10 protein-coding genes are annotated in these 12102 nt (G+C 40.5%); 4 read left to right on the top strand and 6 right to left on the bottom strand.

Features of this window, described 5'->3' with window-relative positions:
* Positions 1–50 precede the first annotated feature (50 nt).
* Positions 51–1457 (bottom strand): aminopeptidase P family protein, encoded by a 1407-nt coding sequence (locus tag HMPREF9969_RS05985; RefSeq protein WP_009434952.1) that lies wholly within the window; start codon positions 1455–1457, stop codon positions 51–53.
* Positions 1458–1545: 88 nt separating this feature from the next.
* Between HMPREF9969_RS05985 and HMPREF9969_RS05980 the strand changes: the two genes are divergently transcribed.
* Positions 1546–2403 (top strand): patatin family protein, encoded by an 858-nt coding sequence (locus tag HMPREF9969_RS05980; RefSeq protein WP_009434962.1) that lies wholly within the window; start codon positions 1546–1548, stop codon positions 2401–2403.
* A 139-nt stretch (positions 2404–2542) separates the two neighbouring features.
* A complete protein-coding gene (locus HMPREF9969_RS05975) occupies positions 2543–3001 on the top strand; it encodes a DUF6078 family protein (RefSeq protein ID WP_009434958.1) in 459 nt (152 codons plus the stop codon).
* Between the two features lie 450 nt (positions 3002–3451).
* On the opposite strand, the gene trmD is transcribed toward HMPREF9969_RS05975, so the two are convergent.
* Complete coding sequence (gene trmD, locus HMPREF9969_RS05970; protein WP_009434941.1) at positions 3452–4138, bottom strand: tRNA (guanosine(37)-N1)-methyltransferase TrmD; 687 nt, start codon at positions 4136–4138, stop codon at positions 3452–3454.
* A gap of 98 nt (positions 4139–4236) precedes the next feature.
* Here trmD and HMPREF9969_RS05965 point away from each other — a divergent pair, with 98 nt between their 5' ends.
* Complete coding sequence (locus HMPREF9969_RS05965) at positions 4237–4986, top strand: DUF5020 family protein (RefSeq protein ID WP_009434950.1); 750 nt, start codon at positions 4237–4239, stop codon at positions 4984–4986.
* A gap of 203 nt (positions 4987–5189) precedes the next feature.
* Here HMPREF9969_RS05965 and HMPREF9969_RS05960 read toward each other — a convergent pair whose 3' ends face one another.
* The 4 genes from HMPREF9969_RS05960 to ligA form a co-directional block, all read right to left on the bottom strand.
* On the bottom strand, positions 5190–5831 hold the full coding sequence (locus HMPREF9969_RS05960; RefSeq protein ID WP_009434955.1) for a flavodoxin: 642 nt from the start codon (positions 5829–5831) through the stop codon (positions 5190–5192).
* Between the two features lie 16 nt (positions 5832–5847).
* A complete protein-coding gene (locus tag HMPREF9969_RS05955; RefSeq protein WP_232212657.1) occupies positions 5848–6978 on the bottom strand; it encodes a hypothetical protein in 1131 nt (376 codons plus the stop codon).
* A 44-nt stretch (positions 6979–7022) separates the two neighbouring features.
* Positions 7023–7883, bottom strand: coding sequence for a hypothetical protein (locus HMPREF9969_RS05950; protein ID WP_009434966.1), 861 nt, complete (start codon positions 7881–7883; stop codon positions 7023–7025).
* Positions 7884–7972: 89 nt separating this feature from the next.
* On the bottom strand, positions 7973–9988 hold the full coding sequence (gene ligA, locus HMPREF9969_RS05945; RefSeq protein ID WP_009434953.1) for an NAD-dependent DNA ligase LigA: 2016 nt from the start codon (positions 9986–9988) through the stop codon (positions 7973–7975).
* A gap of 146 nt (positions 9989–10134) precedes the next feature.
* On the opposite strand from ligA, the gene nhaD reads away from it, so the two are divergent.
* On the top strand, positions 10135–11520 hold the full coding sequence (nhaD, locus tag HMPREF9969_RS05940; protein WP_036895255.1) for a sodium:proton antiporter NhaD: 1386 nt from the start codon (positions 10135–10137) through the stop codon (positions 11518–11520).
* Positions 11521–12102 lie beyond the last annotated feature (582 nt).

The following is a 12102-nucleotide window of genomic DNA, read 5'->3' as shown; positions in this document are numbered from 1 at the left end:
TTTGCATTGAGTGGCAGCCTTGGATGAAATTATTAATTATATGTTATCAATTACTTTCTGTTGGCTGCGATAAACTCTTCAACATCCTTTGGATGGTAAGGGATGAGGTCTTTACCAATAAAGCGACATCCCTCCTTGGTGATGAGGATATCGTCCTCAAGACGTATTCCACCGAAGTCTTTATACTCGTCGAGCTTATCGAAGTTCAAGAAGTCAGCGCAGTGTTTCTTAGCTCTCCATTCGTCAATGAGAGCAGGGATGAAATAGATACCAGGCTCATCAGTTACCACGAATCCTTCCTCTAGGCGGCGACCCATACGCAAGCAGTTCGTTCCAAATTGCTCTAGGTTAGGGCGTGTCTCCTCATCGAATCCTACGTTAATCTGGTCGAATGATTCCATATCATGAACGTCCATACCCATCATGTGACCTAATCCGTGAGGCAGGAACATTGCGTGTGCGCCAGCAGCAACAGCAGCGTCTGTATCGCCCTTTGCTAAGCCTAATTCTTTCATGCGATCGAAGAGAATACGGCAAATAGCAAAGTGAACATCGGCATACTTGACTCCTGGTTTCGCATACTTCAAAGCAGCGTCATGACATTCCTCAACAACTTTGTATATCTCTAATTGTCTCTGCGTAAACTTGCCATTTACTGGGAAAGTACGTGTGTTATCCGAGCAATAGTGGTTGATGGTCTCGGCACCAGCATCACATAAGGCAAGTCGACCTGATTCCAATACTGCCATTGATGGGATACCATGCATAATCTCACCATGCTGTGAGAAGATGGTTGGGAAAGAAACCATTGCACCGTATGAACTAGCGATACCGCTAACCTGTCCACCAACGTACTTCTCCGTTACGCCAGGTTTAGCAATGATCATAGCTGTTGTGTGCATCTTATAACCAATAACGGCAGCACGCTCCAGTTCTTCAATTTCTTCTTGCGTCTTCACAGAACGCATCTTTACAACGGCACGGATGAGATCCATGCTTGCTGATTCTTTCTGTTGGTTAGGATGAATACCGAAGAGGTCAAAGATCTGAATCTTTATATCGGCACGATAAGGGGGAAGGAAATGGACTTTACGATGCTCACGCAATGCGTTGTTGCAAATCGTCTTGAGTCCCTTCATGTCTACTGTGTTAGCCACGCCAACGGCATTGGCCATGTCTCTAACTGAATCAACACTTCCATACCAAACGATGTCATCAATGTCGATGTCGTCGCCAACGAGTGTCTCGGTGTCGTTATCAACATCAATCACGCCAACAAGCCCATCACGCTTCATACCGAAGAAATAGAGGAAAGACGAGTCTTGGCGGAACGGATAATAACCATTTGCAGGGAAGTTTGCAGGTGATTCGTTATTGCCAAAGAGAATGATGATACCACTCTTTACGAGCTTCTTTAGCTCTGCTCGGCGGTTTACATAAGTTTCTTTGCTAAACATATTTCAATAAATTAGATGGTTTGATTGCAAAGATAGTTATTTTTGGTTGAAAGTTATTAACTTTGCAGTTGTTTTTTAACGAGTTTTTATGCAAATTGATAGGAATACGGGCTTAGTATTAGAAGGAGGTGGTATGCGCGGAGTATTTACCTCGGGCGTATTGGATGCTTTTATGAAGTATAATCTTCGTTTTAAGTATGTCGTAGCTGTATCGGCTGGTGCCTGTAACGGCTTGTCATATATGAGCAGACAGCCCCGCCGTGCACGTATTTCTAACATAGATATGCTTGCCAAGTATGATTATATAGGCTTACGTCATTTGGTAACACAGGGCTGCATTTTTAATCCTGAGTTGTTGTATAAGCAGTTCCCATTTGAGCTTGTCCCCTTCGATTATGATGAGTACTTTCGTCAAAGTAAGTTAGGCGAAGTCTATGAGATGGTTGTAACGAATTGTGAGACTGGGTTAGCTGAATATCTTACCGAAACTGAGGGCAATGCGAAGAGATTAAATGAGTTAGCACGGGCATCCTCCAGTTTGCCTTATGTAAGTAAAATTGTCACCATAGATGGCAAACCTTTGTTGGATGGTGGTATTGTTGATTCCATTCCCGTTCAACACGCTATTGAGACAGGACACGAAACCAACGTAGTGATTTGCACACGTAATAAAGGATGGCGGGATAAGGGTAAAGACTATAAGCAACCTAAGTTTATCTATCGTAATTACCCCCGCCTACGTGTTGCATTAAGTCATCGTATAGAGGCGTATAATCGTCAGTTAGATTTGATTGACGAGTTAGAAGAACAAGGAAAGATACTCGTCATTCGTCCAGAGAAGCCCGTTGTTGTTGGAAGAATGGAGAAGGATGTCAACAAGCTCGAAGATCTTTACGAAGAAGGATTCTGCTTAGGCGAAGACTTTATAAAGGAGCATATCGAGTAGTGGGAAGAGTTTCGTTGAACAATTATAGGAAGCGCTTCACATTAAATTATCAGTCCGAATAGTTTGCCATTATGTAAGAAATTATCATTACCTTTGTATCTGTTAATAACTAACCATTACATTTTGAAATAATAATATTATGACACAAGAGGAATATAACCTTTTAGACATTGATTTTGCTCATTGCCCTGGCTCTCATTGTGGAAAAGCAAATGAATGCTTCCGCCATGTAGCCTATCAGATGCTTGCAAATTGCACACGAGATTGTTATATGGTAACCAATCCGAATGTGATAACGGGCAAGCCTAATTGTCCGCTCTTTATATCTAACCGCAAGGAACGCTATGCTTGGGGAATCTCACACATCTTTGACAACGTGCGTGCCTCCGATTTGCGTGGCGTCCGACTGAGCGTTATGCAATGCTTCGGTGCAGCTACCTATTATCATGTTAAGGAACAGCTCCGTGCCATCACCGAAGAAGAACAACAGGACGTCCGTGATGCCTTTACCGAGAATGGTTATGACGGGCAGAGCATTGAGTTCGATCGCTATGAAGAGCATTATCCCGTGCTTATGCGTATGAAACGTTATAAGTAAGCACAGTCTTCGCCTTTCAATTATAAATTCTTTTCTGCTTATATAAGTAATATGATGATACTTATATAAGCAGTACAATCGTATTCCTATAAGACCTATTGAGTTCTACACGTTTGTATAGCGAATTATACAAGCGTGTATAACTAATTATACAAACGTGTATAACTCGTTATACAAACTTGTATAATGCGGTTGATAAAGGCTAAGGAGGGTGCGATGTCAAGTATAAGTGCAATCGTACATTAACTTATAGGTGCATTGCATGGGTGTTAGGAGTAAGATTGTAGTCTAATTGGATGGTGGAAGATGATGCTATCTTCTCTGTCTATATGGGTAAAAATAAAGGATTCCTCACTGGTATATTGCTGTGAGGAATCCTTATAACTGAATTGAATCTATAAATTCAAAGAGAAAGCTTTTTCTATTGTGGGTTAGACCAATATCGTTCGCTTAGTCTTTGTCGCCTTTTAGTAAATCAGGACGTAACCGCTTTGTGCGCTCCATTGCTTGATCGAACTCCCATTGCTTGATCTTAGCTTCATTACCGCTTAGCAATATCTCTGGTACATCCCATCCTTTATAACTGCGTGGGCGTGTATAGATTGGAGCGGAAAGTATATCGTCCATAAAACAATCAGAGAGCGCACTTTGGTCGTCACTGATAACGCCTGGAACGAGTCTAACTACAGCGTCGGCAATGATGGCAGCAGGTAGTTCGCCACCCGTAAGCACGAAGTCGCCTATAGATATTTCGCGTGTAATGAGATGGTCACGTACTCGCTGATCAATCCCCTTATAGTGACCTGCAAGAATGATGATATTACCCCCCATTGATAAGTCATTGGCTATCTTCTGATTGAATTGTTCGCCATCTGGAGAGGTGAAGATAACGTCGTCATAATCTCTCTCTTCCTTTAAAGCACTAATACAATTATCAATAGGTTCGATCTGCATAACCATTCCAGCCTGTCCGCCGAATGGATAATCGTCCACTCTGCGCCACTTATCCTTTGTATAATCACGAAGGTTATGAAGCCTAATCTCTGCAAGTCCTTTCTTTTCGGCTCTGGCAAGGATGCTCTCATGCACGAATCCTTCCAGCATCTCTGGTAAAACGGTGATAATATCTATTCTCATAAGTGTTACAAAGTTAAGTATTATTTTATTATTGCGTTGAGACTTTAAGTTTTTTTTGTAACTTTGCAGCAGTTTTCTAATAATAAACTAAAAACGAAATGAAAAGATTCTTTTCCCTCGCTATCCTTTTGATGGCAGCTTTTGGCAGTGCTATGGCACAGGATGTTCAAGTTCATTACGACTTAGGACACAGTCTTTACAAAGATCTCTCTTCGCGCATGTCGGTAACGACTACTGTTGAGATGTTTAAACCTGATACCTGGGGTTCTACCTTCATGTTCACCGATATCGACTATAAACGTGATGGTGCTATCGGTGCTTATTGGGAGATTTCTCGTGAGTTTAATCTCTCAAAGAACAAGCAGTGGGCAGCCCATGTAGAGTATAATGGTGGTGCTGGAACTAACTTGAAAGATGGTGCTTATGTAGGTAATCGTTATCAGCATGCAGTTCTCCTAGGTGGTGCTTGGAACTGGGCTTCAAAGGATTTCTCTAAGACATTCAGCGTTCAGTTAATGTATAAGTATTATTTCAAGAATGCTAATAAAGGTTGGCATCCCTTTAGTGGTTTTCAGTTGACAGAAGTATGGAGTACCACCTTTGCAAAGGGGCTTTGCACATTTGATGGTTTCTGCGATGTATGGTATAATCCGAATGTAAAGGGCAAGTTAATCATGATTTCAGAGCCACAGTTCTGGTTTAACCTTAACACACTAAAGGGAATGAAGAATGTGAATCTGTCCTTAGGTTCTGAGGTTGAGCTTAGCAACAACTTCGTTTATAACGATGAGGGTAAGAATAACCGCTTTTATGCTATCCCAACCATTGCTGCTAAGTGGACGTTCTAGGGAAATCGGAAAGGAGTTGACGAAATAAACGAGTTCGTTGAATAGTAAACTTAAAAAGGCTCACAATAATTGTTGTGAGCCTTTTTTATAATCCTTTTAATAATCAACCTTATAAAGTTGCTATCATGTAATTGACAAAAGTACATTTCGTGGGGCACGGAAGTATAAGTTGTGGGGTACGAAAGTACATTTCGTCAATCTCTCTATTTCTTATAGCCTAGAGCCTCTAACCACGCTTTAACCTTACTCATGTCTGTACGAACCTCATGACCATAAAAGGCTTCGGGACTAAGGATATTGGCATTAGGATAAATCTCTTTGATGTCTCGAACGGCATAACCTAGTCCACTTCCTTCGTGCGTGAGGAAAGGAATGAGAGTCTTATTACTCAAGTCATACTGTTTCATAAAGGTGAACATAACCTGCGGATAGCTATGAATCCAGACTGGACCACCAAGGAACACAACATCATAGTCGTCAATATTGTTGACCTTTCCTTTGAACGGAGGATATTCTTTGCCGTATCTCTCCTTCTTTGCAACCTCAACTACTTCCTTGTAAGTCTTAGGATAAGGAGTTTCTCTTACCACTTCAAACTCATCACCCCCTGTCACATCTCGAATGTAGTCAGCCACCATCTTTGTGTTGCCCACTTCGATATTCCCCACAGCGTAGTTCTCTCCTGTGTGAGAGAAGAAAACAATAAGAACCTTACCTTTCTTTTTCTCAGCATCTTTCTTCTCATTGTTACTCGTCTTACAACTTTGCGCTCTACTTGTCTTTGGTAGCATGACAAGGCATAATACAGCCACGATAATGGCAAATATTCCTGTTAACTGTTTCATAATTTATTGTTTTTAGTTAGTTGTTCTTTCTGCGTAATCTTATTCGGCGTTCCCATAGAGCCGTTCCAAATTTGATAGTGCTAGTTATATTGTATTCAGCCACAAACCCATCAGGGGTGATATGTATCTTTATCTTATTATAGAGCGGATGAAAATCTTCGGTTAGCGAATCACAATCATTGTCAATTTCAGCAGTATCTATGACAACAGAGTCTGTGTCATCATCCACTACTTCTGCTATGGCTGTATCACAAACCGCTTCATAGTCAATACTATCATCTGATATAGAGTCTACTTCTACGGAATCTATCTCTTCTTCTGAATTTCCATTGACATAATTAAACATATAATCGCTGACATATTCTTCACTCTTTATGTCCCTGTAGAAATTCTCATCTGAAACCTTATCAGTTGTGTTGCAGTAGCTCATTGTCCGACTACTCCCATCTAATGGTTTTCCGGTGATGGTTACCTTGTCTTGCCAAGGAATACTCTGTGCCATAATAGCAAGTTTTAATCCTGGGCAAAAAGCATTGATTGCATATTTTAAAACATTGATAGAAACCATATTGAGAGAAGGTTGACTTAACTTATAATCATCTGTTTGTAATAAGAACTCGTTAGGAATCCCATGCTGAAGAATCTTGTCTAATGAAGGATAGAAGTCATGCATGTTACAAATGATGTATTGGTCTAATAAGGAAGAATAGGCTAGGATAACATCATGTTCCATTATGATTTGTAAGATAGAATCGAGAGGTATTCCATATCTGTTAAGGGTACAACAGGGTTGATTGATATGCAAACGGAATACCCTTCCATAGGTAGAAGAGTTAAGTGCTGTAAGGGTGAAGCTAGAGTAAACGCTGTCCGGAGTTGATTTATACAATGGAACGTAAGGATAGATAAGTTGTTGTTGTTTTGTGGGCTGGAATATTCTATCCCCATTGTCAGTAGAATCTCCTTTGGCTGAATAGGACCACGAGTTGGAGAACTCATAAGTAATTTCATCACCTATCTCTATTGCATTCTGAGCAGAAGTAGGTAAAGAAATAAGCAAGAGACATAATCCAAGCCAGATACTTATGTATGATTTATGGCCTGCGTTGGATAAATTATTATGAAGAATGGATTGTGATGTGCGCATACCTTTATCTTGTTAATGGTTGATGAAAATGGTGCCGATTCACTTTATTGTTTAACCTGCCTAATAAGCGATTCATGTGAAACAATAAGTGACCTTGGTTGTTTAAAGGTAACAGTTCTATTGTATTCATTTAGCCAGCCATCCGAGTTGAAAGAAGTTGTTTCTTCTATCTTGAGAGGATGAGAGCCTTTCTTATCTGATGGTATCTCTTTATAATGTACCATTTCTGGTGTGTACTTACGTCTATAAATCTCAGGTAGCACACCAAGCCCTGGAGCTGAGAGGTTTATAATTAATGATATAAAAGAATTGACATCTTCTGATTGGGTGAATTCTTGCTTAAATTCCTCCTTTGGCACTACATCAGTAAATTTTTTAATAAGTTCGTTCTCTTCTCTGTGTGCGTAGATGTAGTCTACAATATCATTTATTGTTTCATTCGAATTGGCGGGCATATAATTACTCATATTTTTATTAAAGGTGATTAAGATACCTTTTTCTTTTAGTAATCCATTAGTGAACTTAGGAGTCATTAACTCTGGGTTACCATTGATATTATCCCCATAAGGACTCTGTTGAACCTGTAACCGCATGGTATAAGTATAAGGTGTCACTTCCCGTACAGTTAATGTAAATGTTGATTCGTAGGATTTTCTATTTTCATTGAGTAGATAGTAAGACGATGCAGGACTGAAAGATAAATTATCATAGACACCATAAAGAATCTCTATGGGCTTTCTTGTAGTTGGGTCCTCTGCTTTAATCGATAGCTTATAGGTGTATTGGAGAGTATCTCCCTTTTTGAAATGTGTAGAGATATAGTCTCCTGGCACTTGTGCACATGCTATCGTACAAATGAATGTGACAATGGCTAGTGCTATTCTCCGTTGATTAATATTCTTCATTTTGAGAAGGGTGTTAAAGGGTTATTTAAATTGTTTTTGTTAAGTAGTAAAAGCTATTCTTGAACCATCTTTATAGAGAAAGACCCATCTTAGAACAATGAGCCTTCTTTAGTTGGAGAAGGATTAGCTTCCATCTGCACAAATCGAGCAATGAATTCTTCTTCAGAGATAATTGGAATAGAGAGTTCCTTCGCCTTTTTATTTTTGCCAGAAGAACTTTCTACATCGTTGTTAATAAGGAAGCTGGTTGATTTAGAGACAGAACCTGTCACTTTGCCCCCTTGACTCTCAATGTAAGCCTTCAGCTCATTACGATTCTTATAATGATGCACATCGCCAGTGATAACAAACGTTAGTCCTTCGCAACTATTACCAGTTGGCGCAGATGAAGACTGACTAATATTGAGTTCTACTAATAGCTGTTGCAGCATTGAATAGTTATCTTTATCCTTCATCCATCTAACAAAGCTGGCACTCTTTTCTGGACCAATGCCTGCAATAGTAGCAAAGACATCTTCGGTAGTAGCTTCAGTAGCTGTATGGAATAGGTCTGCTATTTGATAAGCCGATAACAAACGATTGCAAACATCACGCCCGATAAGTGGTATATTTAATGCAAAGAGTAAGCGATGCGCTTCCACATCACGAGCTTTCTCAATGGCTGTAAGTAACTTGCTAACGCTCTTGTCTCCAAATCCATCCATTGTTCGTAGTTCTGAAGCATGGTTGTTGAGATGGAATAAGTCTGCATATTCACGTACCCAACCAAGATTGATAAACTTCTGTATTGTCTGTTCGGATAGTCCATCAATATTGATTCCTTCCTTTGATACAAAGCGTCCGAACTTCTTGAGTTGCTTTGCAGGACAATGCGTGTTGGTACAATGCAACGTCTTTGTTCCACTACTCTCACTCTCCGTTACCTCTGTTGCTGATTGGCATACAGGGCAAAATTCAGGTATATGGAATACGCCCAGTCGCTCAACAACATTGATTACTTTCGGGATAATCTTATTTGCTTTGATAACAGCTATCTTTGTTCCCTTATCGCCAATCCCCAGTCGTTCACATTCGGAGATATTGCAGAGCGAGGCACGCTTTACAGTTGTTCCTTCTAGTTCAACGGGTTTGAATACGGCAACGGGAGATATGGTTGAGGCTGCACAAGACCATTCTATATATTCTAATTCTGTTTCCGCACTCTCATCCTGCCATTTGAATGCATAACCAGCACGTGTCGCATGATGACCAGTGACAGAACCTGTTGCAGCATAAACGGTGTCGTCGTATGAGATGACCAGGCCGTCAACGGGATAGGGGAAAGGCGACGAACTCTTGCCTGTTACCCGTTCTGTCCAACGATCGATGACTACTTGGATATTTGCTTCTGTGGGCTGCTCAATGAGTTCTCTGTCTACTGGCTTGAAGCCTTGTTGTTCTAGCCATGCCATACGATTACCCCATGAGATAATCTCTTCTTCTTCATAAACGAGGGTAAACGGAATCCAACGGATATGGCGTTCTTTCACTTCATTGATGTTCTTCAATGTCAATGAACCTGATGCAAGGTTACGAGGATTAGCATATTCCTCTTCTGATTCCATATTGAATTGCTCGAAGTCAGGATAACTGATAACAGCCTCACCACGAATCACAAGATGTCCTTTATAGGGTATTGCCTGTAGGATTCCGTCAATAGCCTTAGATAGATGGGTAATATTTGTTCCAATGTGACCATTACCACGCGTGACAACCTTTGTCAGTTTTCCATTATCGTATGTAACAACTAGTGTCAAACCATCTAACTTCCATGAGAGCCAAATAGGTCTATTCTCTGCCCACTTTGCAAGTTCTGCCACCTTCTTTGTCTTTGCTAAAGATAGAGCAGGGAACTCATGTTCCTCTTTCTGACCAGTAAGGTTATCAGCAGATACATTTTGAGTAGGAGAATCAGGTAAGATAATTCCCGTTTCCTCTTCTAACTTCTTTAATCGGTCAAAGGCAGCATCCCATTCATAGTTGGTCATGATTTCTTCTCGACCATTATAATAAGCATCAGATGCAGCGTTGAGTTGTTCAACAAGGGATTGTATTTCGTCGTTCATTCGTGTTGAGTGTTTGAATATTGGCAAAGATACTACAATTTGATGAATCTGACATTCATTCGCTGAATTAATTTGAATAGTTTATGTTGCCAACTCACTTCTTTTGCTTACCTTTGCGCCAAAGAATAATCGAATCAATTTTATTTATGTCTACACTAACGATTTCTATTATCGTCGCCTTCGTCTTGGGCTATGCGCTCATTGCAATGGAGAGCCTTACTAAGGTTAACAAGGCAGCAGTTGCCTTATTGATGTTTGTTTTCTGCTGGACACTTTACATGTTTGATCCAGCACCGTTTGTACAGTTGATGCATCCAGAGTTTAAGGGTGTGGGTGATCAGTTAGTCACGTTTGGAAATAAGTTGATAACGGAGCATCTTGGTGACACTGCAACCACGCTTTTCTTCCTTATGGGAGCTATGACAATCGTTGAGATTGTTGATCAGAATGGTGGTTTCAACTGGGTAAAGAATGTGATGCGTTCTAAGTCAAAGCGTAGTTTATTATGGAAGATAGCCTTCATGACGTTCTTCCTTTCAGCTATTTTGGACAACTTGACGACAAGTATTGTGATGATTATGATTCTCCGCAAGCTCGTTCAAGACCATAAGGATCGTATGATTTATGCGTCATTGGTTATCATTGCTGCCAACTCTGGCGGTGCCTTCTCACCAATCGGTGATGTGACAACTATCATGTTGTGGAATGCAGGAATGATAACAGCTGGTGGCGTGATAAGCGAGATTTTCATTCCATCTCTTATATCAATGATTATCCCAGCCTTTGTTCTTCAGTTCTTATTAAAGGGCAAGTTAGGTGGTGATATGTTAGAGACTGATCACTCTGGTGATACTGAACTATTAGAGTTCAATGGCTCACAACGCAAGATAATCTTTGCTATTGGTGTGGGTGGACTCTGCTTTGTACCAGTATTCCATTACTTCACAGACCTTCCTCCATTCGTTGGTATCCTCCTTGTTCTGGGTATTCTTTGGACGATCACAGAGATATTTTATCGCAATCTACATCGTGCTAAGGGCGATAGCGAAGACTTCTCTAAGCGTGTCACCAACTTATTGAGTCGTATAGATATGTCAACAATCCTCTTCTTCCTTGGTATTTTGATGGCTGTTGCCTGTCTTGAAGAAGTGGGTATATTACACGAACTCGGTGGAGGATTAAACAGTTTCTTCCAAGGTAATCATTATGCAGTGACGGGTATCATTGGAGTATTATCGTCCATTGTTGACAACGTCCCACTTGTTGCAGGTAGTATGGGTATGTATCCTGTTCAGGCAACAGGCGACATGGCCGTTGATGGCATCTTCTGGCAGCTCTTGGCTTATTGTGCTGGAGTAGGTGGTTCTATCCTTATCATTGGTTCTGCAGCAGGTGTTGTCGTAATGGGATTGGAGAAGATAACCTTTGGTTGGTACATGAAGAAGATTTCGTGGATAGCTTTCTTAGGCTATCTCTGTGGTATTCTCTCTTATTGGGTTATCCGTACGTTTATCTTCACAACTCCATTGTAAGAGTTGTAAATTAGGAATAGGGAAAGACAACTCTCGGCCTAACCCCTTTTTATCAAATAAGAATTGGAGGATGTGTTCAGCCTTAATTGAACACATCCTCCAATTTTATATACCATTGTCATAGAAAACTTATGTCTCTCTGTCCTTCTGTCTAAAACTCTGTTACTATCCCCCTATGTTCGTATGTTACTCTGTCTTCAAAGCCCATGTTCTTCTGTCTCACACAAAAGCCTCACCCCGTTAGACCCCCCTCTCTGTAGGAGAGGAGCTGGGGGTGAGGCCGTACCACGGAAGCGAGAGAACCAAATTAATACACTAGTTTTGAAAGACATTAATTTAACAATTAATATAATCGATTGTCTTATTACAGAACGATTGATACCCTGAATCAATCTAATAAATGCTCCCGTGGCACCTTTATCTAGAAGCAGAACCTGTCATAAGAAATGTGTTCTTATATCATTCAGCCTAAAGCCTTGTTCTTCTGCTACAATGTTCCTCTAAGCAACGCAAAAAATTCTTCGCGAAGAAAATTAAAATTGTTCGCGAAGAATTTCGATTTTCTTCGCGAACAATTTTTTT

The organism is Prevotella sp. oral taxon 306 str. F0472, from assembly GCF_000257925.1.
GTDB classification, from domain to species: domain Bacteria; phylum Bacteroidota; class Bacteroidia; order Bacteroidales; family Bacteroidaceae; genus Prevotella; species Prevotella vespertina.
Note: the sequence above shows the minus strand (reverse complement) of the source record. Positions and strands in the feature narration are given on the sequence as shown.

Excerpts from the sequence above, each read along its gene's own strand:
- trmD (WP_009434941.1), bottom strand. The coding sequence starts at position 4,138 with ATGAGAATAGATATTATCACCGTTTTACCAGAGATGCTGGAAGGATTC.
- HMPREF9969_RS05965 (WP_009434950.1), top strand. The coding sequence starts at position 4,237 with ATGAAAAGATTCTTTTCCCTCGCTATCCTTTTGATGGCAGCTTTTGGC.
- HMPREF9969_RS05960 (WP_009434955.1), bottom strand. The coding sequence starts at position 5,831 with ATGAAACAGTTAACAGGAATATTTGCCATTATCGTGGCTGTATTATGC.
- HMPREF9969_RS05950 (WP_009434966.1), bottom strand. The coding sequence starts at position 7,883 with ATGAAGAATATTAATCAACGGAGAATAGCACTAGCCATTGTCACATTC.
- HMPREF9969_RS05980 (WP_009434962.1), top strand. The coding sequence starts at position 1,546 with ATGCAAATTGATAGGAATACGGGCTTAGTATTAGAAGGAGGTGGTATG.
- HMPREF9969_RS05975 (WP_009434958.1), top strand. The coding sequence starts at position 2,543 with ATGACACAAGAGGAATATAACCTTTTAGACATTGATTTTGCTCATTGC.
- HMPREF9969_RS05985 (WP_009434952.1), bottom strand. The coding sequence starts at position 1,457 with ATGTTTAGCAAAGAAACTTATGTAAACCGCCGAGCAGAGCTAAAGAAG.
- nhaD (WP_036895255.1), top strand. The coding sequence starts at position 10,135 with ATGTCTACACTAACGATTTCTATTATCGTCGCCTTCGTCTTGGGCTAT.
- HMPREF9969_RS05955 (WP_232212657.1), bottom strand. The coding sequence starts at position 6,978 with ATGCGCACATCACAATCCATTCTTCATAATAATTTATCCAACGCAGGC.
- ligA (WP_009434953.1), bottom strand. The coding sequence starts at position 9,988 with ATGAACGACGAAATACAATCCCTTGTTGAACAACTCAACGCTGCATCT.